We start from the raw sequence: 22,271 nt of genomic DNA on the forward strand, positions 1-22,271 counted from the left end.
TGGCCGGATCAAGTCAGGCCATGACGCGATGAGGCGCATCAGCTCGTCAGCGCGCTGGACAGCTCCTTGAGGTTGCTGCGCACCATGTCGATGTAGGTAGGCGCGCCGCCTTTGTCATCGGAGAGGGCGTCGGAATAGAGCGTGCCGCCCACTTTCGCGCCGCTTTCCTTGGCGATGCGGTCCACGAGACGGGGGTTGGTGACGTTCTCCAGGAACACCGCCGGCACCTTCTGCGCCTTGATCTGGCGGATGATGCGGCCGACATCCTTCGCCGACGCCTCGGTCTCCGTGGAGACACCCTCCGGCGCCAAGAGCTTCAGGCCATAAGCGTCGCCGAAATAGCCGAACGCGTCGTGGGAGGTGATGATGAGCCGCCGGTCGGCCGGGATGGCGGCAACCGTCGCCTTCACGTCCGCCTCAAGAGCCGTGAGCTTGGCGAGATAGGCGTCCGCATTGGCGGTGTATTCGGCCTTGCCCGCCGGATCGGCGGCGATGAGGGCGTCGCGGATATTGCCCACATACACTTTCGCGTTGGCAATGGACTGCCAGGCATGGGGGTCGATGGCGCCATGGGCATGGGCGTGGCCCTTGGCGGGCTTGTCCTCGTCCTCCTGCGGCTCGTCGGCGGTGCGCTCGCGCGGCGTGACGCCCTTTGTGGCCACCACGACGCTCGCTTTGGTGCCGGAGGCCTTCACGAGCCGGTCCATCCAGCCCTCGAAGCCGAGGCCGTTCACGAACACGAGCTTGGCGGCGGCGATCTTCTTCGCGTCCGCCGGGGTCGGCTGGTAGACGTGGCTGTCGCCATTGGGGCCGACAATGGTGGTCACCGCCACCCGGTCGCCGCCCACATTCTTAACGAAATCCCCGAGGATGGAGAAGGACGCCACCACCGGCAGCTTCTCATTGGTCTGGGCGAAGCCGGGCGTGGCAGCGAGAACCAGGGCGGCCGCGAGCAACGTGCGACGGGAGAGCATGGACAACTCCTTCAGGCTTCGAGATGGCGCAGCGGCCAGCGGCGCGTGATGATGCCGCCGGCGGGTCCAAACAGGACCGAGAACAGGTAAGCACCGCCCGCCACGAGGATGATGGCCGGGCCCGAGGGCGCGCCCACATGGTAGGACACCAGCAGCCCCACCACCCCCGAGACGAAGGCGATGGCGGTGGCGACGCACACCAGCGGCGTCAGATCGCGCACCCAGAAGCGGGCGGTGGCGGCGGGCAGCATCATGAGGCCCACCGAGAGCAGCGTGCCCAGCGCGTGGAAGCCGCCCACGAGGTTCAGCACCACCAGCGCCAGGAAGGCGATATGGCTCGGCGCGCCCGCCCGGCTCACGGAGGAGAGGAAGGCGGGATCCACGCATTCCAGCACCAGCGGGCGCCAGATGATTGCGAGCGTCAGGAGCGTCAGCGTGGCGATGCCGGCCACCAGATAAAGGGTGGGATCGTCGAGGCCCAGCACGGTGCCGAACAGCACGTGCAGCAGGTCCACGTTCGAGCCCTTGACCGAGAGGATCAGCACGCCGAGGGCCAGCGAGATGAGATAGAAGGCCGCCATGGAGGCGTCCTCCTTCAGTTCAGTCGCCCGCGCCACCACGCCCGCGCCCACCGCCACGAGAAGGCCTGCGGCGAGCCCGCCGAAGGTCATGGCGAACAGGTCCAATCCCGAGACGAGAAAGCCGATGGCCGCGCCGGGCAGGATGGCGTGGGCCATGGCATCGCCGGTGAGGCTCATGCGGCGGAGCATGAGGAACGCCCCCACCGGCCCCGCGCCCAGGGCCAAAGCGAACACGCCCACCAGCGCCCGGCGCATGAATTCGAACTCCGCGAACGGAGCGATGAGGAGATCGTAGGGGTTCATCTGTGGTCCAAAGCCGCTCGGTTCCCTCTCCCGCCTGCGGGGAAGGGTTAGGGAGGGGGAAAAGCCGGGCACGAAGGCAGGCGCGGATCGCCCTGCTTCATGTGCCCCCTCCCCGCCCCTCCCCCGCAAGCGGGAGAGGGGGATTGATGGTGCGGATCACGCCGCCGCGTCGCAGATGGCCGCGCTGTCGTGCCAGGCTTCGCCCATGCGGCGCGCCTTCAAAAGGTTCTCCGGCGCCAGCGCCTCACCCGTCGGGCCCCAGGCCACCGCCGAGCGGGCGAGCAGCAGGGTGTGGGGGAAGTGCGCCCGCACCAGATCGAAATCGTGCAGCACCGCCAGCACCGTGCGCCTCTCGCCATGCCAGCGGCGCACGAGATCGAGGAGGTCCGAGACGGTCTTGGCGTCCAGCGCCGTGAAGGGCTCGTCCAGGAGGATCAGCCGGGCATCCTGCAAAAGGAGCCGCGCGAACAGGGTCCGCTGCATCTGGCCGCCGGAGAGGGTACCGATGGGGCGGCCCTCGAAGCCCTCCAGGCCAACGGCAGCGACGGCCTCTGCAATCTTCGCGCGGTCCGCCTTGCCGATGCCGCCGAACAGGCCGGAGCAGCGCCACAGGCCCATGGAGACCATGTCGTAGACGCTGATGGGGAAGCTGCGGTCCACCTGCGCGCCCTGGGGCAGATAGGCGATCTCGCGGGCATCGAGCCCACCGCGCTCGATGGCACCGGCGAGAGGCCGCAACTGGCCGACAATGCCACGCATGAGCGTGGACTTGCCGGCGCCGTTGGGACCGCACACGGCCAGAAGCGTACCCTCCTCCACGGAACCGTCGAGATGGTGCACCGCCGGGTGGCGCTCATAGCCGAGCGTCAGGTCGCGGAAGCGGAGTTGGGGCGCTATGGTCATGGCGTCACCCAGATCACGGCGACCCAAAGGACCGCCGCGAGCCCCGCCGCGATGATCGCGCGCTGGGCGAAAGATGCCCGCAGGACGGAGAAGGCCGGGTCATAGGACCGACCGCGCGCGCGCCTGCCATGATCATGCCCGCCGGCCTTGGGAGGCGCGGGAACAGAGGGCTTGGAAGGGGCGGCGGATGTCATGGACATGACTGATACAGAGTATCATTTACATTGTCCAGCCCGGTTTGCGACCAGACGCCCGCCTTTTGCGTTGAATGGTACTCGACACGCGCAAGGGGCTGCGCTTCAAAGGCCCCCGCATTGGAGAGACGCTTCATGAGCCTGCCGAGCCCCTTCCCGCTCCTCGCCCGCGCCCCGGTCATCCCCGTGGTAGTGATCGAGCGCCTGGAGCATGCCGTTCCCCTCGCCCGCGCGCTGGTGGAAGGCGGCCTGCCACTGATCGAGGTGACGCTCCGCACCCCCGTGGCCCTGGAGGCCATCCGCGCCATCGCGGCCGAGGTGGAGGGCGCGATCTTGGGCGCTGGCACGGTCACCGAGGTCGCCCATGTGGAGGCCTCGCTGGAAGCCGGCGCCGCCTATCTGGTGAGCCCGGGCACCACCCATGCCTTCGCCGAAGCGCTGTCCGAGGCGCCGGTGCCGGTGCTTCCCGGCTGCGCCACGGTGAGCGAGGCCATGGCGCTCTCGGCGCTGGGCTTCCAGGTGCTGAAATTCTTCCCCGCCGAGGCGGCGGGCGGCGTGCCGTTCCTGAAATCCATCGCCGGCCCCCTGCCCCACCTGCGCTTCTGCCCCACGGGCGGCATCGGGCCCAACAATGTGGAGACCTATCTGGCGCTGCCCAATGTGGTGGCCGTGGGCGGCTCCTGGGTGGTGCCGGCGGACGCCATCCGCGCGGGGGATTTCGGCAAGGTGCGGGATCTGGCGAAGGCGGCGTCGGGGCTGAAGCGGGCGGTGAGGTTCTGACCTGTGTTTAGCCGTCATCCCCGGGCTTGACCCGGGGATCTCGACTGGGCTCCGACCTCGCGGCGGGAGATGCCCGGGCCAAGCCCGGGCATGACGACTGAAGGTCAATGCGCGCTCATGCCCTCATGCGCGGCGCGGGGAATGATCGCCCCGCGATGCATGATCACGGCGCCCGCGAGGCGGTGTCCCGCCAGCGCCGCCTCCTCCGGCGTCGCCCCCTTCAGGCGGGCCGCGAGATAGGCCGCATTGAAGCTGTCGCCCGCGCCCGTGGTGTCCACCGGGAGCACCTCGTGCTCCACCGGCACCTCGATCACCTTGCCCTCTGCATAGACCAGCGCGCCCGCCGGCCCGTTCTTCACCACCACTTCGCTCACCCCATAGGTGGTGATGCGCTCGATGGTGGCCATGGGCGAGGCATCGCCCCAGAGCGCCACCTCGTCCTCGAAGGTGGGAAGCGCGATGGAGGCCCGCTTCATGGCTTCCGCGAACACAGTGCGCGCCCGCCCCACATCACCAGCCCAGCCGCGCGGGCGGAAATTGCCGTCGAACACGCGCCACGCCCCATTGGTGCCCGCCAACTCCAGAGAGGCGAGGAACCGGCCGAGGCCGGCATTGGAATAGAGCGAAAGGGTGATGCCGGAGAAATAGACCGCGCCCGCGCCCACCAGCTGCTCGGCCACCTGTTGCCAGCCGTCCATCTCGAACAGCACGCGGGCAGGCGAGGTGTCGCGCCAATAATGGAAGCTGCGCTCGCCCTTATCATCCGTGGTGATGAGATAGAGACCCGGCACCCGGCCCTTCACCTGCAGGATGGCCTCGCGGCCCACATTCTCCATGGCGGCAAGGTCGAGGATCTGGCCGGAGAAGATGTCGTCGCCCAATGCGGTGGCATAGGCGGTGTCGATGCCGGCGCGGGAGAGATAAACCGCCGTATTGAACGTGTCGCCGCCGAAGGCGAGGCCGAAGCGCCCGTCCGTGCCGCGCGCCAGTTCCACCATCACCTCGCCCACGCAAACCACTTTTGCCATATCTTGTCCTCTGAAGCGGCGCGCACCATCGGCCAGAGCCATGCGGGGCGCAAGATCAGTCTGCGCGCTGGGACACCGCCTGCACCCATGTGGCCGGCCGGGTGCCCAGACCAGCGGCGGGCGCTGTCGCCACGGGCACCGTCACCGGCTCGCCGTAGCGCAGGCGCAGGTCGTTGGCCCGCCGCTCATTGTTGGCGATGAGGCAGAGCGAGCGCTGCTCGAAATTGCCGATGCCCTTCCCGCCCTCATAAGGCGCGACGCCCTGGCAGTCGAAATTGCGGTAGAGCACGAAGCGCACCTGCGCCTCGTCCAGGAGGCTTTTCCAGCGGGTGCGCTGGACGCCGGCAAGGTCCCCGCGGCTCTCGATCACCGCCACCGCATTGTCCACCGCCGCTTCCATCACCTTCTCGCTCAAGGCGATGGCGTCGTAGAGGCAGCGGCCATACTCCCGGGCCAGCATCTCGCCCTTCTGGCAGCGGGCGGAGATCGGCCAGGGATTATCCGCGCTTTGGGCGAGCGCGGGCGCGGCCCAGAGCAGCAGGAGAGCTGGGAGGATGCGGCGGATGCTGTCTTTGGAACGCGCCCGCCGCACGGGTCTCAGGCCGCCTTCCGCTGTTGCAGGAAGGTGTCCATGCGCTTCAGGGCGGCGCGGATGTTCTCGGCGGAATTGGCATAAGAGAGGCGCAGATACCCCTCGCCATAAACGCCGAAATCCGGCCCGCCGATGACCGCCACGCCCGCATCCTCCAGCAGCGCGGAAGCGAGCGCCTTGGCGGAGGTCCAGCCCGTGCCGGAGACATTCGGGAAGGCATAGAAGGCGCCCCGCGGGGTCGCGCAGGACACGCCCGGAAGCGCGTTCAGCCCCTCCACCACCAGATGCCGGCGGCGGTCGAACTCGGCCACCATGGCGGAGACCGCATCGTGCGGGCCGTCGAGGGCGGCGATGCCGGCATATTGGGTGGCGGCATTCACACACGACCAAGCATTCACCGAGAGCTTGCGCACGGCTTCATAGAGCGACTTCGGCCACACCGAATAGCCGAGGCGCCAGCCGGTCATGGCATAGGTCTTGGACCAGCCGTTGAGCAGGATCAGCCGGTCGCGGATCTCGGGATAGGCGAGCAGCGTCTGGTGCTTCTCGCCGTCGAACACGAAGTGGTCGTAGATCTCGTCCGACATGATCGCCACATGGGGATGGGCGGCGAGGCCCTTCACCAGCTTGTCGATCTCGGCCTTGGGGGTCACGCCGCCGGTGGGGTTGGCGGGCGAATTGATGATGAGAAGGCGCGTCTTCGGCGTGATGAGCGCCAGCGTCTCCTCCGCCGAGAAGGCGAAGCCGTTCTCCTCGCGGATCGGCACCGGGATGGGCGTCGCGCCGGTATGCTCGATCATGGAGCGGTAGATGGGGAAGCCGGGGTCCGGATACATGATCTCCGCGCCCGGCTCGCCGAACAGGCGGATGGCGGCATACATTGTGACCTTGCCGCCGGGCACGATCATCACGAGGCCGGGGTCCACTTCCACGCCGTAGCGGCGGTTGAGGTCGCGGGCCACCGCCTCGCGCAGCGGCAGGATGCCGACCGAGGGCGTATAGCCGTGATGGCCGTCCTGCAGCGCCTTGATGGCGGCCTCGACGATGTGCTCGGGCGTGCGGAAATCCGGCTGGCCGATGCCGAGATTGATGATGTCGCGGCCCTGCCCCGCGAGGGTGGTGGCGCGGGCGAGAACGGCGAAGGCGTTCTCTTCGCCGATGCGGTCGAAAGCGTCGACGGTGGTCAGCATGGGCACTCTCTCCCCGGCGGGTCCGGCCCGCCTTGTTGGCCTTATGTCAGGTGGGAGGAAATAGCATGCTATCCGGCTAAAGGAGAACAGGTCCCTTCGCGCGATTTGCCCCCTCTCCCGCTTGCGGGAGAGGGAATAAGGCGGCGGCAAGCCCCTCAATCCCGGAAATAATCCGGCCGGTCCTTCCGCATCCCGTCCGCCGAGGCAAGCGAGCGGGAGAGGTGGTCGCGCACGGCGCGCTGGGCCTCGGCAGCATCCCCCGCTGCGATGCCGTGCACAATGGCTTCGTGGTCCAGGATGATCTGTGGCGCCTTGCCGGCGAGGGGCAGGTTGAGCCGCCGCAGCCGGTCGATATGGCCGGAGGAGCGGCGCACCAGCGCCCACAATTCCCCCGCGCCCACTTGGTCGCACAGCGTGCCGTGGAAGGCGCGGTCCGCCACGTCGAAGGCTTCCAGGTCCCCTGCCGCCAGAAGCGCCTTCTGACGCGCGATCACCGCGTCCAGGGCGGCCACCGCGACATCCCGGTCGGTCCGCTCCGCCAGCAGCCGCACCGCCTCCTGCTCGATGGAGCGGCGCAGGAACTGGGTGCGCTTCGCCTGGCCGAGATCGATGGGCGAGACCCTGGTGGCGTGCTGGGGGAACACCTCCACCAGCCCCTCTTCCTCAAGCTTCATCAGCGCGTCCCGCACCGGCGTGGAGGAAACGCCGAACAGGTCCTGGAGCGCGGCTCGCGGCAGCGTGGCGCCGGGGGGAAGGACCAAGGTGACGATCTGTTCGCGCAGATAGTCGAACACCTGCGGCGCCGCCTGCCTGGAGCGGTCGCGGGCGGGGCGCGGGAGAAGCTGCGGGTTGATGGCCTCGTTCATGCCCGCGATCCATATCATGTTTTCTCGTTGACCAACTAATGCATTAGTGTTTCAGTTTCCGTCAGACCCGCCTCAGACGGGCGCCGCCGGCCGCCATGTGCCGGAAACAAAAAAGTCCCGGGAGGACGCCAGATGTCTTCGATCAAGTTCGTCTGCGCGGCGCTATTGGGCGTCGCCATGAGCACGTCGTGTTTTGCGGCCGGCTATCCCGACCGCCCGGTCACCGTCATCGTGCCGTTCCCTGCGGGCGGCGCCTCGGACAGCGCGGCGCGCTTCATCACGCCCAAAATGTCTGAAGTACTGGGCCAGCCGGTGGTGGTGGACAACAAGCCCGGCGCCAATGGCGGCACGGGCGCCCAGCAGATGGCGAAGTCCCCGGCCGACGGCTACACACTGCTTGTGGGCTCCATCGGCGTCTTCGCCATCAATCCCGCGCTCTATCCGAACCTTGCTTATTCCCCGCAAAAGGATTTCGACCTCCTCACCGTGGCCGTGCGCACGCCGAACGTGCTGGTCGCGACGCCGAACTTCCCGGCCAACTCGGTGAAGGAGCTGATCGACTATATGAAGAAGAACCCGAACAAGGTGACTTTCGCCTCGTCCGGCATCGGCTCGTCCGACCATCTCACCGCAGCCCTGTTCTGGCAGAAGACGGGCACCCAGGGCGTCCACGTGCCCTATAAGGGCGGCGGCCCGGCCATCAACGACCTCATGGGCGGCCATGCGGACGTGTCATTCCAGAATCTCGGCTCGGTGGCGAACCAGATCCGCGCCGGTAAGCTGAAGCTGCTGGCGGTGACGGCGGCGGACCGGGCCTCGGTGTTCCCCGACACCCCCACCATGAAGGAAGCCGGCGTGCCGGGCCTTGAGGTCTATTCCTGGCAGGCGGCCGCAGGCCCCAAGGGGCTTCCGGCCGATGTGAAGGCCAAGCTCGAAGCGGCGCTCATGACGGCGCTGCGCGACCCCGAGGTGAAGAAGAAGTTCAACGACATCGGCTTCGAGGTGGTCGCCAATTCGCCGAAGGAGTTCGCCGCTTTCCAGGCCGAGCAGCAGGCCATGTGGAAACAGGTGATCGACGAGGGCAAGATCACGCCCACGGAATAAGTGAATATTCAGAACCACGTCGATGAAGCAAAAGTGCTGTCATTCCCGGACTTGATCCGGGGATCCACGCCTCACCGTTGGCCTTGCGCTTGCGGAGCCCCGTGGATGCCCGGGACAAGCCCGGGCATGACGATCCCTAAGGTATGCGTCAGAGAACATCCCCCATGACCAAGCCCCGCAAGACCCCCGACACGCTGCGCAGCGCGCGCTGGTTCGCGCAGGATGACCTGCGCGGCTTCGGCCATCGCTCCCGCATCATGCAGATGGGCTATGCGCCTGAGGACTTCATCGGCCGGCCCGCCATCGCCATCGTGAATACCTGGTCGGACATCAATCCCTGCCACGCCCATTTCAAGGAGCGGGTGGAGGATGTGAAGCGCGGCGTGCTCCAGGCGGGGGGCTTTCCCATCGAGCTGCCGGCCATCTCGTTGGCGGAGAATTTCGTCAAGCCCACCACCATGCTCTACCGCAATCTGCTGGCCATGGAGACGGAGGAGCTGATCCGCTCCCACCCCGTGGACGGGGTGGTGCTGATGGGCGGCTGCGACAAGACCACGCCTGCTCTCCTTATGGGCGCCACCAGCGCGGGCCTGCCCGCCATCTTCGTGCCCGCCGGCCCGATGCTGCGCGGCAATTGGAAGGGCAAAGTGCTGGGCTCCGGCTCGGACGCGTGGAAATACTGGGACGAGCGCCGCGCCGGCAACATTTCCGACCAGGACTGGCTGGATATCGAGGGCGGCATCGCCCGCTCCTTCGGCCATTGCATGACCATGGGCACGGCCTCCACCATGACCGCCATCGCCGAAGCCACCGGCATGACCTTGCCCGGTGCCTCCTCCATCCCGGCGGCGGATTCCAATCATGTCAGGATGTGCGCGGCGGTGGGGCGGCGCATCGTGGAGATGGTGTGGGAGGACCTGACCCCCGCCGACATCCAGACGCGGGAGAGCTTCGAGAACGCCATTGCGGTGGCCATGGCCATGGGCTGCTCCACCAACGCCATCATCCATGTGCTCGCCCAATCCCGCCGCGCCGGCTGCCCGGTGACGCTGGACGATTTCGAGGCGGCAAGCCGCAAGGTGCCCACCCTCGCCAATGTGCGGCCCACCGGCGATGCCTATCTGATGGAGGACTTTTTCTATGCCGGCGGCCTGCCGGCGCTAATGACGCGCATCACGGAGCACCTCCATCTCGATGCGCTCACCGTCTCCGGCAAGACGCTGGGCGAGAACATTGCCGCCGCCACCATCTACAATGAGGACGTCATCCGCCCCGTGGAGCGGCCGGCGACGGACCAGAGCGCGCTCGCCGTGCTTAAGGGCAATCTCGCCCCCGAGGGCTGCGTTATAAAGCCCGGCTGCTGCGAGGAGCGCCTTCTCAAGCACACCGGCCCCGCCATCGTGTTCGACGACTACCCGTCCATGAAGGCCGTCATCGACCGGGACGATTTCGACGTGACGCCTGACCATGTGCTCGTGCTGCGCAATGCCGGCCCCCAAGGCGGCCCCGGCATGCCGGAATGGGGCATGCTGCCGCTGCCGAAGAAGCTGGTGCGCCAGGGCGTGCGGGACATGCTGCGCATCTCGGACGCGCGCATGAGCGGCACCAGCTACGGCGCCTGCGTGCTGCATGTAGCCCCGGAATCCTTCGTGGGCGGCCCGCTGGCGCTGGTGGAAACCGGCGACATGATCAGCGTGGACGTGGAGGCCCGCTCCATCACGCTCAACGTGCCGGAAGAAGAGCTGACACGCCGCCGCGCCGCCTGGGCGCCGCCGCCGCCGCGCTTCGAGCGCGGTTATGGCTGGATGTTCACCCGCCATATCGGCCAAGCTCATGAGGGATGCGACTTCGACTTCCTCGAAACTTCCTTCGGTGCGCCCATCGGCGAGCCGGCCATCTTCTGAACCCTTTTTCCGGGAGCGAAACGTGGAATTGCCCGTCAACAGCTTCAAGCGCGCCATCCATGCGGGGCGCCAGCAGATCGGCCTGTGGTGCTCCGTCCCGAGCAACTTCACCGTGGAGATCCTGGCCGGCTCCGGCTTCCACTGGCTGTTGCTCGACACCGAGCATTCGCCCAACGAGCTGCCCATCGTCTACAGCCAGCTCCAGGCCGCCATGGAAGGCTCCGCCCAGCCCATCGTGCGCATTCCCTGGAACGACCATGTGCTGGCGAAGCGCTATCTGGACGCCGGCGTCCAGACTTTCCTCATCCCCATGGTGCAGAATGCCGAGGAGGCCCGCGCCGCGGTGGCTGCGACACGCTATCCGCCCAAGGGCATTCGCGGCTTCGCCGCCGCCTCCCGCGCCTCGCGCTTCGGCCGCATCAAGGATTATTACGACCGCTGCGAGGAAGAGATCTGCGTTCTCGTGCAGGTGGAGACGCAAGAGGCCCTGGACAATCTGGAGGCCATTTGCGGCGTCGAAGGCGTCGACGGCGTCTTCATCGGGCCCGGGGACCTCTCCTCCAGCGTCGGCTATCTCGGCAAGCAGGGCGATCCCTACATCGTGGAGATGATCGAGACCACCATCCGCCGCATCACCGCCGCCGGCAACCGGGCGGGCATCCTCACCCCCGACGAGGCGCTGGCGAAGCGCTACATGGCGGCGGGCACGATCTTCACGGCGGTGGGTTCCGACAGCGGGCTGCTGGCGCGTGGCTCGGAAGCCCTGGCGCGGCGGTTTACGGAAGGCTGAGTGGGGCGAACGACACACTCTCTCCCGTAAGCGGGAGAGGGGGTCATGGCTCCGGGACTGGCTATTGCTGCAAGGAGACGGGAGATCCCCGGATCAAGTCCGGGGATGACCACCCGCTGGGTGGTCAGTTCAGCGAAAGCCGTGCGGCGCCGAGGATCGGGCCGGGCGCCGTCTGGGTGCCGCTCTGGACCATCACCACGACGGCATCCTCATTGTCCGGCGCGATGCGGCTCAAGGGGACGGTATAGCTCGCCGCCTCGCCCTTCCAGGGGCCGAGCTTGATCCAGCCGCGCACCACATTTGTATAGGTAACGGTCTTGCCGGCATTCTCGCCCCGCCCGATCGCCACGTCATGGCTGCGGATCACCGGGCAGACCCAGATGTCGGCCGAAAAGGCCGGGTTCTCGGTGTGGCGCGCGAGGGCGCCCACATCCACCACCAGATCCGAGCCCTTGCGTGCCAGGGTCACCGGGACGGAGAGAACGGAGCCCACATCCTTGGCGCGCGCCATGGCGCGGGTCACCGCTGCCTTGTCGCTGCCCTTGGCGGGGGCGAAGCCGTCGACGACGATCTGCGGCGTGTAGATCATGCGGTCGCCGCGCAGCTCTGCATAAGCGCGCTGGCGCAGCGAATGGCCGTGCTTGGCCAGGGTGTCCTTCCAGCCGATATAGTCCCAGTAGTCCACCGCCAGCGTGATGGCGATCACGTCCGGATCCTTGGCAAGCTCGCTCAGCAGCGCGTCGGCCGGCGGGCACGAAGCGCAGCCCTGGCTGGTGAACAGCTCTACGACCGCCTTGGGGGATGAGGAAGGAGCCTGCGCCTGAGCCCGCCCGCCGACCAGCACGCCCACGAGCGCAGCAGCGAGGAGGAGAGAGGGGCGAAAGCGCATCGGCACGGACAAATCTGAACCATCTGACGGGAGCACCACGCATAGGCGTGTGGCACGGCGGAGGCCAGTCAATTCGCAGTGAGAGCCCGGCGCAAGCCTAAAGCTGGGCCTTGGGGCTGAAAGTTGCAGAGGCTAAGGGCCGTCATGGCCGGGCTTGACCCGGCCATCTCCTCCGCCGGACGGAGATCCCCGGGCCACGCCGGGGATGACCTTATGTCGGTGAAGCGTTCCGCCTCACGCCGCCAGCGAGCGCAGCACGTAGGGCAGGATGCCGCCGGAGCGGAAATATTCCAGCTCGTCCAGCGTATCGATGCGGCAGATGAGCGGCACTTCCACCACACGCCCATCGGCGTAGGCGATGATGGCGGTCATCTGCTGGCGCGGCTTCAGCTCGCCCTCGATGCCGCGCAGGGTGACGAGCTCGTCGCCCTTCAGGCCGAGGGTCTGCCAGGAGGTCCCCTCCTCGAACACCAGCGGCATGATGCCCATGCCCACAAGGTTCGAGCGGTGGATGCGCTCGAAGGACTGGGCCACCACGGCGCGGATGCCGAGGAGCTTGGTGCCCTTCGCCGCCCAGTCGCGGGAGGAGCCGGTGCCGTATTCCTTGCCGGCCAGCACCACCAGCGGGACGCCCTCGGCCTTATACTGCATGGCTACGTCGTAGATGGGCGCCTGCGCGCCGTCCGGATAGTGGACCGAAATGCCGCCTTCCACGCCCGGGATCATCTGGTTCTTGATGCGGATATTGGCGAAGGTGCCGCGCATCATGACTTCGTGATTGCCGCGGCGCGTGCCGTACTGGTTGAAGTCCACCGGGCGGACCTGGTGCTCCACCAGATACTGGCCCGCCGGGCTCGACGCCTTGATAGAGCCGGCCGGGGAGATGTGGTCGGTGGTGATGCTGTCCAGGAACAGGCCGAGGATGCGGGCATCGATGATGTCCGTGACCGGCTCCGGCTCCTTGGTCATGCCGACGAAGTAAGGCGGGTTCTGGACGTAGGTGGACGAATCCTGCCAGGCGTAGGTCTGGCCGGTGGGAATGGCGATCTTCTGCCAGTGCTCGTCGCCCTTGAAGACGTCGGAATACTTTTCCTTGAACATCTTCTTGGTGACGTTGTCGCGGATGTACTGGGCGATTTCCTTATTGGTCGGCCAGATATCCTTGAGGTAGACGGGATTGCCATCGTCATCCGTGCCGAGCGGCTCGGTGGTGAGGTCCACCTGCAACGAGCCGGCGAGCGCGTAAGCGACCACCAGGGGAGGCGAGGCGAGATAGTTCGCCTTCACGTCCGGGTTCACGCGGCCTTCGAAATTGCGGTTGCCGGAGATCACGGCGCCGGCGACCAGATCGTTCTTGTTGATGGCTTCGGAAATGGGCTCCGGCAGCGGCCCGGAATTGCCGATGCAGGTGGTGCAGCCGAAGCCGACCAGGTTGAAGCCGAGCGCGTCGAGATATTCCTGCAGGTTCGCCGCCTTCAGATAGCCCTCGACCACCTGGGACCCAGGCGCCAGCGAGGTCTTCACCCAGGGCTTGGACTTCAGGCCCCGCTTGACGGCCGCCTTGGCGAGCAGGCCGGCGGCGATCAGCACCGAGGGGTTGGAGGTGTTGGTGCAGGAGGTAATGGCGGCGATCACCACGTCGCCATGGCCCAGGGTGTAGTCTTCGCCCTGCACCGGGAAGCGGATGTCGGCGGCGCCGGGCTTCTTGAACTCGCCTTCGAGCGAGCCGAGGAAGCCCGCCTTCGAATCGCTCAGCAGCACGCGATCCTGGGGACGCTTGGGGCCCGCCATCGAGGGCAGCACGGTGTCGAGATCGAGCTCCAGCGCGTCGGTGAAGACCGGATCGGGCGTGTCCTTCTTGCGCCACATGCCCTGGGCCTTGGAATAGGCCTCCACAAGCTGCACGCGGCTGTCCTTGCGGCCGGTCTCGTCGAGATAATCGATGGTCTCGCGGTCCACGGGGAAGAAGCCGCAGGTGGCGCCGTATTCGGGGGCCATGTTGCCGATGGTGGCGCGGTCGGCGAGCGAGAGGTGCTCAAGGCCGGAGCCGTAGAATTCCACGAACTTGCCCACCACGCCCTTCTTGCGGAGCATCTGGGTGACCGTGAGCACGAGGTCGGTGGCGGTGATGCCTTCCTTCAGCTTGCCGGAGAGCTTGAAGCCGATCACCTCGGGGATGAGCATGGAGATGGGCTGGCCGAGCATGGCCGCCTCCGCCTCGATGCCGCCCACGCCCCAGCCGAGCACGCCGAGGCCGTTCACCATGGTGGTGTGGCTGTCCGTGCCCACCAGCGTGTCGGGATAGGCGACGGTGACGGTCTTGCCGTTCAGCTCTTCCTTGCGGGTCCAGACCGTCTGGGCGAGGTATTCGAGATTCACCTGGTGGCAGATGCCGGTGCCCGGGGGCACGACGCGGAAGTTGTCGAACGCGCTCTGGCCCCACTTCAGGAAGCGGTAACGCTCCTGGTTCTGCTTATATTCTTCCTCGACATTCTTCGCGAAGGCGGTGCTGTCGCCGAAATAATTCACGATCACGGAATGGTCGATGACGAGATCGACGGGCACCAGCGGATTGATCTTCACCGGGTCGCCGCCGAGATTCACCATGGCGTCGCGCATGGCAGCGAGGTCCACCACCGCCGGAACGCCGGTGAAGTCCTGCATCAGCACGCGGGCCGGACGGTAAGCGATCTCGCGCTCCGACTTGCCGCGGGTGGTCAGCCATTCGGCGATGGCGGCCACGTCTTCCTTGGTGACGCTGCGGCCGTCCTCGTAGCGCAGGAGGTTCTCCAGCAGCACCTTCATGGAGAAGGGCAGGCGGGAAATCCCGGCGAGACCGTTTTTCTCGGCCGCTTCAAGGCTGTAATAGACATACTCCTTGTCGTCGACGGACAGGGTGGTGCGGCACTTGAAGCTGTCGAGGGAGGTCACGGCGCTTTGTCTCCGGTTCGATGATCGACCGACGCCAACCGTCCAGAGATGGCGGGAGGAAGAGGTGCCATCCCACCTTGGACGGTGCGGTTCAGCCGCTTTATAGAGCGATTTCAAACCGCGGTCATGCGATAAGACGAACGAATGTGCAATGCACCAGACGCAAGGCTCAGGCCAAATTGGGAAGGCGTCGCCCTTTTCGGTCAAGCCCTGGCTTGCCGCCGGGGCACGCGGCTTCTGTTCGAGGGCCTGCATTTTACAATCGACACGGGCGAGGCCCTGGTGGTTACGGGGCCAAATGGAGCCGGCAAGTCTTCGCTCCTGCGAATCGTTGCGGGGCTGATCACCGCGACATCCGGACGCGTGCAGCTTGCGGGTTTGGACCCTGATACGCGCCCGGCGGAGCAGATGCACTATCTCGGCCACGAGGATGCGCTGAAGGGCGCGCTGAGCGTCGCGGAGAACCTGACCTTCTGGCGCACCGTTCTTGGCACGCCGGGTCTCGCGGTGGCGGAGGCACTGGACGAGGTGGGGCTCGGCGGGCTCGGACGCCTTCCGGCCGCGGTGCTCTCCGCCGGCCAGCGGCGCCGCCTTGCCATTGCCCGCCTTCTGGTCTCGCGGCGCCCGGTCTGGCTGCTGGACGAGCCGACCACCGCCCTTGATGCCAGCGCGCAGGCGCGCTTCGCCGCGCTCGGGCGGGCGCACCTGGAGACAGGCGGGCTGATCCTCGCCGCCACCCATGCCCCGCTCGATTTCGGCGCCAAGGCGCGCGAACTGCGCCTCGGGGCAACCGCATGATGGCGGCTTTCCTCGCCTTGGTCCGGCGTGACCTCGCCTTGGCCATGCGGGCCGGCGGCGGAGCCGGGCTCGGGGTCGTGTTCTTCCTCTCGGTGGTGGCGGTGGTGCCCTTCGCCGTGGGGCCGGACCTCGTCCTGCTCGCCCGAATCGGTCCGGCGATCCTGTGGATCGGCGCCATGCTGGCGAGCCTCATCGGTCTCGAGCGCCTGTTCGCGGCCGATGTGGAGGACGGCTCGCTGGACGCGCTCACCGGCGCGCTCCTGCCGCTGGAACTGGTGGCGGCCGCCAAGGGCCTTGCCTATTGGATCGCCACCGGCCTGCCCTTGGTGGTGGCGGCGCCCTTCCTCGCCTTGATGCTGAACCTCGACCCTGCCGCCATCGGCGCGCTGGTGGCGACGCTTCTGGTGGGCACGCCCGCCGTCACCGCGCTCGGCCTCATCGGCGCGGCGTTCGCGGGCGCATTCCGGCGTGGCGGACTGTTGATCGCAGTCCTCGTGCTGCCTCTGGCGATCCCGGTGCTGATCTTCGCCGTCTCCGCCACGGGGGCGGCGGTGACGGGGCCGGTGCCGTTCGGCACGCCGTTCCGCGTGCTGATCGGGCTTGCCCTGTTTGCTCTGGTGCTGGGGCCGGTGGCGGCGGCGGCGGCGCTGAGGGCCGCGCGAGGGTGAGCCAGCCACCATGTGCCGGCTTGTCCTGGACCAGTGACGGCGCAGCCGGAGCGCAGATCCGGGACCCAGCGCACAACTCCGGCGAAGCCGTCAATCCGCGACCAGCGCCTTTGCGTTTCCACTGCGTGGCATCGGAAACGGGTTGAAGCGCCTTCGGCAGTCTTTTGCGCTGGGTTCCGGATCTGCGCTCAAGCTTCGCTTTCGCTTCTCCAGGACAAAAGATCCCCGGGTCAAGCCCGGGGATGACGTGCGGTGTCAGGGAAAGCCCCTTATTCCCCCGCCAGCCGGAGCGGCGTTGCCGCGCGGCGCTCAGCGGCGCGCAGCTTCTCTTCCACCTCGGCGATGTAATCCCGGGTCAGCGGCACCGCCTCCTGGCGCTTGGCCAGCTGGATCTGGAAGATCATCAGGCCCTGGTGCCGGAACCCCATCTCCGAACCGGCGAGGTAGAATTCCCACATCCGGCAGAAGCGCTCGTCGGTGAGGCGCAGCGCCTCTTCCCGGCGCGCCAGGAACCGCTCGCGCCAGGCCTTGAGCGTCTCCGCATAATGGAGGCGCAGGACTTCCACGTCGGTGACGACCAGCCCCACCTTCTCGATCTGCGGCAGCACCTCGGACAGCGCCGGGATGTAGCCGCCCGGGAAGATGTACTTGGCGATCCAGGGATTGGTGATGCCCGGCACGCCGGAGCGGCCGATGGAATGCAGCACCATCACCCCGTCCTCATGGAGCAGATCGCGCACCTTGTGGAAGAAGGCGCCGTAATGGTCGACGCCCACATGCTCGAACATGCCCACCGAAATGATGCGGTCGAATGGCCCCGGCACGTCGCGATAATCCTGGAGGCGGAACTCCACGCGATCCGCCAGCCCTTTTTCATCCGCCCGCGCCTTGGCGACGCCAAGCTGCTCGGTGGAGAGCGTCACGCCGGTCATGCGTGCGCGGCCGATCTCCGCCAGATAAAGGCTGAGCCCGCCCCAGCCGCTGCCGATGTCCAGCGTACTGAGGTCCGGCCGGTCGAGGATGAGCTTCGCCGCCAGATGCCGCTTCTTGGCGAGCTGGGCATCGTCCAGCCGTTGGCCCGGATGCTCGAAATAGGCGCAGGAATATTGCCGATCGGCATCGAGAAACAGGGAATAGAGCCGCCCGTCCAGATCGTAATGGTGGGCAACGTTGCGCCGCGAGCGTCCGCGCGGGTTGAACTGCGCCACCCGGCGCACCGCCATGCGAGCATAATAAAGCACACGCGAGGACAAGGTCGGCTGGATGACCGGCTGGGACATGATCACGTCGAGCAGATCGGCGATGTCGCCGCGCTCCAGGGTCATCTCCCCGTCGGCATAAAGCTCACCGACCGTGAGTTCCGGGTCCAGCAGGAGCTTGTACTCCGCCAGAGCCGTCCTGAAACGCACATGCGCGGTCGGGGTATCGGGCCCGACGCTGAACGTGCGCCCCGAAGCTGTCGTCACTGTAAGACCGCCGCGCGAAATGGCACGGCGCAACACCGTTTCAAGCAAAAAGTCCATCGACCGCCTCCGTCTGGAGTTGATCCCCTCGGACCTCACCCCGCGACGCCGCAACGCCGCGGTCTTCCTCGCTCGGCGTGCCTAACGGCCATTGTCCATGGCCACGGCACACCTGCCGCCCCACGTTCTGCTTTCACGCTCCTTCATCCGCAGCGCGGTTAAGGCCCCGCTGCGTCAGGTTCAAATCACAACACCACAAACCGATTTCGGCAATATGCTTGAAGCCCTCCAGACAAAAGAAAACGCCCGGCTCAAGCCGGGCGTTCTGATTTACCTCACGGAATGAAGCAAAAGCCGGCTGTTTGCTCAGGCCTGCTCCTCGCCCTCCTCGGCGAGCACTTCCACCACCTTCTCCTCGGCGGCGTCGCCGAGCTCGTCCTCATCGTCCTCGTCCTCGTCCACGGGGATCATCACGTTCTCGCCGCGCGCGAGGCGCTCGGCCTCCTCCGCGCTGCGGGCGACGTTGGCGGTGACGGAAACCTCGACCTCGGGGTGGAGGGTGACGGGGATCTTGTGCAGGCCGATGGTCTTGATGGGGTGGTTCAGCACGATCTGCTGGCGACCCACATGGAAGCCGACGGCCTCCAGCGCCTCGGCAAGGTCGCGGGTGGAGACGGAACCGTAGAGCTGGCCGCTCTCGCCGGCCTGGCGGACGAGCACCACGCTGGTGCCGTTGAGCTTGGCGCCGACCGCGGCCGCTTCCGTCTTCAGCTCCAGGTTACGGGCCTCGAGCTGGACCTTCATCTGGTCGAACTTGGCGCGGTTGTCCTTGGTGGCGCGCAGCGCCTTGCCCTGGGTGAGGAGGAAGTTCCGGGCATAGCCGTCGCGCACGCGCACGACTTCGCCCATCTGGCCGAGCTTGGCGACGCGCTCAAGAAGAATGACGTCCATTTTAGTCTCCTATGTTCCTGTGTTCGTGATGAGTTTCAGTTCAGCGGTCGTTGGCGGCCGGCGGTCCGCCGGCGGTGCCCATGCGGGTGCGCAGGTCGAACATGGTGTCCACCAGTCCGAGCAGCGCGATGGCGAGGATCGGCCAGCCGAGCGCCAGGGTGGCGACCCATGCGGCCGTGAGGATGAGCGGACGCGCGCTCCGTCCCCGTGTCAGAAAATGAAGCGAGGCGAAGCCCGCTATGGCAAAGCCGGTGACCAAAGTGGCGCCGGCCACCGAGGCGGAGAGCCCCACCATGCCCGGCGCCACCGAGGCGGCGATGATCAAGGCGAGGGCGAGGCTGGTCACCTGCGGCAGGCGCACCGCCGCAAGATCCGGCCAGGGCCGCGCGAGCCGCCCCGACACCATGGCCGCGCGGCCGGCGAGGTAGAGGCAGATGAGCTGCGTGACCATAGAGAGCGCGCCGGCCATGGGCGGCAGCACGCTCGCTACCAGCGAGGCCATGCTCGCGGCATCCGCCGGGGCCATGCCCGTGGGGGCACCGTCCTTCTGCACCTGGATGAAGGCTTCGAAGGCAGCGCCCACCGCCGCGCGGTAGCTCTCATAATCGGCGGAGACGGAGAGGAGGCCCACCACCGTGCTGACGGTGGCAAGGCCCGCCGCCAGCAGCACCAGCCCGGCCACCGGGAACCAGACCAGCCCGCCGCGCCCCGCCGGCTCCGCGCGGGCGAGAAGCGCCGCATAAGCGAGCGCCCAGGCGGGGCCGCCAATGCCGACGAGATAGGCGAGGAGGAAAGTGGAGCCGAACACCACGGCGAGGCCCGCACCGGCGACGGCCACAGCCACGAAGCCCGCCCAATGGCTGAAGGCCAGCCCGGCCAGCATGATGGGAAGGGGTGCGAGATAGAACAGGGGCACGGCCAGCACGGTGCCCGCGGCGACGCCCGCCACGAGAAGTGCCGATGCCGCTCCGGCGGCAATGCCGATGATGAGGATCTGTCCCATTGTCTCGCTGTCCCGCCAAGGCGGTTAGAGGCCGGTCGCAATGCCGGCCCCAACTGGTGCCGCACGGCTGCGCGGCACCTCTTTACTTATGCGCCCCAGGAGGACGCCGCGATCAGCGGATCACGAACGGCAGCAGGCCGAGGAACCGCGCGCGCTTGATGGCGGCGGACAGCTCGCGCTGCTTCTTGGCGGAGACCGCCGTGATGCGGCTCGGCACGATCTTGCCGCGCTCGGAAATGTAGCGCTGCAGGAGCCGCACATCCTTGTAGTCGATCTTCGGCGCGTTCGGGCCGGAGAACGGGCAGGTCTTGCGACGGCGGAAGAAGGGACGACGCTGACCGCCGCCGGCACCACCAGCTTGAGCGAACGCCATCAGACTGCCTCCTCGCCCTGGGTCTCTTCACGATCGCGCGGACGGCGCGGACGGTCGTCGCGGTCGCGACCACCACCGAAGCCCCGGTCGCCGCCGAAGCCGCGATCACCGCCGAAACCACGCTCGCCACGCTCGCGGTCGTCGCGATCACGCTTCTGGAGCATGGCCGACTGGCCTTCCTCGTGCTCCTCGACACGCAGGGTGAGGAAGCGCAGGACGTCCTCATCGATGCGCATCTGGCGCTCCATCTCCTGGACCGCCGCCGCGGGGGCGTCGATGTTGACCAGGGTGAAGTGGGCCTTGCGGTTCTTGTTGATGCGATAGGTGAGGGTTTTCACACCCCAATATTCGGTCTTGCCGACCGAACCGCCGTTCGCCTCGATCACACCCTTGAATCGGGTGGTCAGTTCCTCGACCTGCTGCGCCGTCACGTCTTGGCGCGCGAGGAACACGTGCTCATAGAGCGCCATGTCGTCTCTTGCCTTTCTGTTCGTCCGTCCCCGGCGCCAAGCCCTTTCGAGCCCTCGGAAAGGCTCGTCTGCTCGCAAGGCAGGGACACGGGACGACGGGCTCATCGCCCTACCGGCTCTTTTCGCTTGCGCGACAACAGCCGACCGTCCGTTCAGCCCCCGGCCGGGGCAACGGAAGCGGGGCGTATAGCAGGTTTTGGCACGGATGCAAGGCGGGACGGGGCTTTTCGTGCCTCCCCATGCCGTCATGGCCGGCTCGACCGGAGGATGATGCACCGGGGCCTATCGCCGCCAAGCGAGCCCTGCGATGCGCGGGTCGGCGGCGAACGCCTCTACCTCAAAACCCACACGTCGCTCGGGAAATTCGCACACCGCCTGGACGCCCGAGGCGCTGAAACGGACCCGCCATGTCTGACGCTCCAGCACGTGCGGGTTGGCGAAGGCGGCGCCGGTGAGCACCGCCACATTCGCCCCCCGCTCCGGATCGCGCACGGATTCATAACGGATCACCGCGACGCCCGCCTCCCGCGCTGCTTCGGCCAGCGCCTGGCAGGGCGCATAATCCAGGAGATGGGTCCAGGCAGCCCGGTCCCGGTCCAGGGGCGGCAGGGTCAGATCGAGAGCGCGCTCCCCCGCCACCGCCGCGCTGAAGGCGGTGTAGTCTGACAGATCCTGCGGCCACGGCGTCTTCGGTGATTCGGCAAAAAACAGCAGCCGGTAGAAAGCCATCTCCGCCAGGGCGGTGTCCGGCGCCTCGGACGCGTAATAGACGCCGAGCGTGCGCCCGGCCCGGCGGAAGCGCGAGCCATTGGGATAAAGCGCGCCATAGCGGAACGGCGTCGCGAGCAGATAATCGAGCCGTTCGCATTCCGGCGGGAGCGCGGGCTTGGTCTCCTCGATGAGATCTTCCAGCAGCGCCTGCTCGGCGAGCGTGTCCACCAGCTTCAGGGTCGAGACGCGGTGCTGCGCCTCCACCACGCGCCAGACGCGCCCGGCGAAGGGCCGCGCCTCAGAGGCGAGCGCGTCGCGCGTCCAGATAGGCAATGACATCGACCAGCCCGGCCACGGTGCGGATCTTCTCCGCCGGCACCCCGCCCAGCGCCGTGTTCGGGTTCACCAGCCACGCGCTCGCCGAGCGGGCATCCCCACCCACAATGGCGTCCAGCGCCCGGAACAGGCGCACGAACAGGACGGCCAGTTCGAACGGCTTGGTGCCCGGCTCCAGCGCATATTGTGTCTTGCGCATGCGCGACACGGTGGCTTCCGAAACCCCGACCACTTCCGCCAAGGCGCGCCCGTTGAGGCGCAGTGCATCGGCGGCACGCAGCACCGCTTTCGTGACCACCTGCCCGGCGTCCGGATGCGCCGCGGCGGGGGAAGAGGCCGGCAGGAAAGACGGCGACATAAGACCCTCGATTTCCTTTCCAGTGAAACTCTACAATTATTTTCTTTCTGGCGCAATAAAGCTTGGCATCCTTTGCGACTGCAAGCTTCCCCAACCGTATTGGAAGAGGGA

24 protein-coding genes are annotated in these 22,271 nt (G+C 67.2%); 7 read left to right on the forward strand and 17 right to left on the reverse strand.

The window, feature by feature from the left end:
• Positions 1 to 38: 38 nt before the first annotated feature.
• The 4 genes from ABLE91_RS09285 to ABLE91_RS09300 all read right to left on the reverse strand — a co-directional run bounded on the left by ABLE91_RS09285 (position 39) and on the right by ABLE91_RS09300 (position 2,961).
• Positions 39 to 974: a metal ABC transporter substrate-binding protein gene (locus tag ABLE91_RS09285; protein ID WP_348930514.1), complete on the reverse strand. Its 936-nt coding sequence runs from the start codon at positions 972 to 974 to the stop codon at positions 39 to 41.
• An 11-nt stretch (positions 975 to 985) separates the two neighbouring features.
• Positions 986 to 1,858 carry a metal ABC transporter permease gene (locus ABLE91_RS09290; RefSeq protein ID WP_348930515.1) on the reverse strand — a complete coding sequence of 291 codons (873 nt, stop codon included), beginning with the start codon at positions 1,856 to 1,858 and terminating at the stop codon, positions 986 to 988.
• 156 nt (positions 1,859 to 2,014) lie between these two features.
• A complete protein-coding gene (aztA, locus tag ABLE91_RS09295) occupies positions 2,015 to 2,761 on the reverse strand; it encodes a zinc ABC transporter ATP-binding protein AztA (protein ID WP_348930516.1) in 747 nt (248 codons plus the stop codon).
• On the reverse strand, positions 2,758 to 2,961 hold the full coding sequence (locus ABLE91_RS09300) for a hypothetical protein (RefSeq protein WP_348930517.1): 204 nt from the start codon (positions 2,959 to 2,961) through the stop codon (positions 2,758 to 2,760). The genes aztA and ABLE91_RS09300 overlap by 4 nt, the downstream gene beginning before the upstream one ends.
• Before the next feature lie 129 nt (positions 2,962 to 3,090).
• Here ABLE91_RS09300 and eda point away from each other — a divergent pair, with 129 nt between their 5' ends.
• Positions 3,091 to 3,735: a bifunctional 4-hydroxy-2-oxoglutarate aldolase/2-dehydro-3-deoxy-phosphogluconate aldolase gene (eda, locus tag ABLE91_RS09305; RefSeq protein WP_348930518.1), complete on the forward strand. Its 645-nt coding sequence runs from the start codon at positions 3,091 to 3,093 to the stop codon at positions 3,733 to 3,735.
• A 104-nt stretch (positions 3,736 to 3,839) separates the two neighbouring features.
• Here the strand turns inward: eda and ABLE91_RS09310 are convergent, their stop codons facing one another.
• The 4 genes from ABLE91_RS09310 to ABLE91_RS09325 all read right to left on the reverse strand — a co-directional run bounded on the left by ABLE91_RS09310 (position 3,840) and on the right by ABLE91_RS09325 (position 7,411).
• Positions 3,840 to 4,763, reverse strand: coding sequence for a sugar kinase (locus tag ABLE91_RS09310; RefSeq protein ID WP_348930519.1), 924 nt, complete (start codon positions 4,761 to 4,763; stop codon positions 3,840 to 3,842).
• 55 nt (positions 4,764 to 4,818) lie between these two features.
• Positions 4,819 to 5,355, reverse strand: coding sequence for a lysozyme inhibitor LprI family protein (locus tag ABLE91_RS09315; protein ID WP_348930520.1), 537 nt, complete (start codon positions 5,353 to 5,355; stop codon positions 4,819 to 4,821).
• 5 nt (positions 5,356 to 5,360) lie between these two features.
• Positions 5,361 to 6,545 carry a pyridoxal phosphate-dependent aminotransferase gene (locus tag ABLE91_RS09320; RefSeq protein WP_348930521.1) on the reverse strand — a complete coding sequence of 395 codons (1,185 nt, stop codon included), beginning with the start codon at positions 6,543 to 6,545 and terminating at the stop codon, positions 5,361 to 5,363.
• 155 nt (positions 6,546 to 6,700) lie between these two features.
• Complete coding sequence (locus ABLE91_RS09325) at positions 6,701 to 7,411, reverse strand: GntR family transcriptional regulator (RefSeq protein WP_348930522.1); 711 nt, start codon at positions 7,409 to 7,411, stop codon at positions 6,701 to 6,703.
• A gap of 132 nt (positions 7,412 to 7,543) precedes the next feature.
• On the opposite strand from ABLE91_RS09325, the gene ABLE91_RS09330 reads away from it, so the two are divergent.
• The 3 genes from ABLE91_RS09330 to ABLE91_RS09340 all read left to right on the forward strand — a co-directional run bounded on the left by ABLE91_RS09330 (position 7,544) and on the right by ABLE91_RS09340 (position 11,209).
• On the forward strand, positions 7,544 to 8,515 hold the full coding sequence (locus tag ABLE91_RS09330; RefSeq protein WP_348930523.1) for a Bug family tripartite tricarboxylate transporter substrate binding protein: 972 nt from the start codon (positions 7,544 to 7,546) through the stop codon (positions 8,513 to 8,515).
• A 164-nt stretch (positions 8,516 to 8,679) separates the two neighbouring features.
• Positions 8,680 to 10,419, forward strand: a complete 1,740-nt coding sequence (araD, locus tag ABLE91_RS09335; RefSeq protein ID WP_348930524.1) for an L-arabinonate dehydratase — start codon at positions 8,680 to 8,682, stop codon at positions 10,417 to 10,419.
• Positions 10,420 to 10,441: 22 nt separating this feature from the next.
• Positions 10,442 to 11,209 (forward strand): aldolase/citrate lyase family protein, encoded by a 768-nt coding sequence (locus tag ABLE91_RS09340; protein WP_348930525.1) that lies wholly within the window; start codon positions 10,442 to 10,444, stop codon positions 11,207 to 11,209.
• A gap of 124 nt (positions 11,210 to 11,333) precedes the next feature.
• Here the strand turns inward: ABLE91_RS09340 and ABLE91_RS09345 are convergent, their stop codons facing one another.
• On the reverse strand, positions 11,334 to 12,098 hold the full coding sequence (locus ABLE91_RS09345) for a DUF1223 domain-containing protein (RefSeq protein WP_348930526.1): 765 nt from the start codon (positions 12,096 to 12,098) through the stop codon (positions 11,334 to 11,336).
• Positions 12,099 to 12,332: 234 nt separating this feature from the next.
• Positions 12,333 to 15,029, reverse strand: a complete 2,697-nt coding sequence (acnA, locus tag ABLE91_RS09350) for an aconitate hydratase AcnA (protein ID WP_348930527.1) — start codon at positions 15,027 to 15,029, stop codon at positions 12,333 to 12,335.
• A gap of 144 nt (positions 15,030 to 15,173) precedes the next feature.
• Between acnA and ccmA the strand changes: the two genes are divergently transcribed.
• Both ccmA and ccmB read left to right on the forward strand, forming a co-directional pair.
• Positions 15,174 to 15,827, forward strand: coding sequence for a heme ABC exporter ATP-binding protein CcmA (gene ccmA / locus ABLE91_RS09355; protein WP_348930528.1), 654 nt, complete (start codon positions 15,174 to 15,176; stop codon positions 15,825 to 15,827).
• Positions 15,827 to 16,495, forward strand: a complete 669-nt coding sequence (gene ccmB / locus ABLE91_RS09360; RefSeq protein WP_348930608.1) for a heme exporter protein CcmB — start codon at positions 15,827 to 15,829, stop codon at positions 16,493 to 16,495. Before ccmA ends, ccmB begins: the two co-directional genes overlap by 1 nt.
• A 269-nt stretch (positions 16,496 to 16,764) precedes the next feature.
• Here the strand turns inward: ccmB and ABLE91_RS09365 are convergent, their stop codons facing one another.
• Positions 16,765 to 18,018, reverse strand: coding sequence for a cyclopropane fatty acid synthase (locus ABLE91_RS09365; RefSeq protein ID WP_348930529.1), 1,254 nt, complete (start codon positions 18,016 to 18,018; stop codon positions 16,765 to 16,767).
• A gap of 97 nt (positions 18,019 to 18,115) precedes the next feature.
• On the opposite strand from ABLE91_RS09365, the gene ABLE91_RS09370 reads away from it, so the two are divergent.
• On the forward strand, positions 18,116 to 18,304 hold the full coding sequence (locus tag ABLE91_RS09370; RefSeq protein WP_348930530.1) for a hypothetical protein: 189 nt from the start codon (positions 18,116 to 18,118) through the stop codon (positions 18,302 to 18,304).
• Positions 18,305 to 18,324: 20 nt separating this feature from the next.
• On the opposite strand, the gene rplI is transcribed toward ABLE91_RS09370, so the two are convergent.
• From rplI to ABLE91_RS09400, 6 genes are all read right to left on the reverse strand, one after another.
• On the reverse strand, positions 18,325 to 18,909 hold the full coding sequence (gene rplI / locus ABLE91_RS09375) for a 50S ribosomal protein L9 (protein ID WP_348930531.1): 585 nt from the start codon (positions 18,907 to 18,909) through the stop codon (positions 18,325 to 18,327).
• A gap of 40 nt (positions 18,910 to 18,949) precedes the next feature.
• Positions 18,950 to 19,912: a DUF2232 domain-containing protein gene (locus tag ABLE91_RS09380; RefSeq protein WP_348930532.1), complete on the reverse strand. Its 963-nt coding sequence runs from the start codon at positions 19,910 to 19,912 to the stop codon at positions 18,950 to 18,952.
• Positions 19,913 to 20,024: 112 nt separating this feature from the next.
• Complete coding sequence (gene rpsR / locus ABLE91_RS09385) at positions 20,025 to 20,285, reverse strand: 30S ribosomal protein S18 (protein WP_348930533.1); 261 nt, start codon at positions 20,283 to 20,285, stop codon at positions 20,025 to 20,027.
• Entirely contained in the window at positions 20,285 to 20,755 is a 471-nt protein-coding gene (gene rpsF, locus ABLE91_RS09390) for a 30S ribosomal protein S6 (protein WP_348930534.1), read from the reverse strand. Before rpsF ends, rpsR begins: the two co-directional genes overlap by 1 nt.
• 282 nt (positions 20,756 to 21,037) lie before the next feature.
• Positions 21,038 to 21,805 carry an RES family NAD+ phosphorylase gene (locus ABLE91_RS09395; protein WP_348930535.1) on the reverse strand — a complete coding sequence of 256 codons (768 nt, stop codon included), beginning with the start codon at positions 21,803 to 21,805 and terminating at the stop codon, positions 21,038 to 21,040.
• Positions 21,765 to 22,160: an antitoxin Xre/MbcA/ParS toxin-binding domain-containing protein gene (locus ABLE91_RS09400; protein ID WP_348930536.1), complete on the reverse strand. Its 396-nt coding sequence runs from the start codon at positions 22,158 to 22,160 to the stop codon at positions 21,765 to 21,767. The genes ABLE91_RS09395 and ABLE91_RS09400 overlap by 41 nt, the downstream gene beginning before the upstream one ends.
• Positions 22,161 to 22,271: the final 111 nt, after the last annotated feature.

This window comes from Aquabacter albus, from assembly GCF_040049275.1.
Lineage (GTDB): Bacteria > Pseudomonadota > Alphaproteobacteria > Rhizobiales > Xanthobacteraceae > Aquabacter.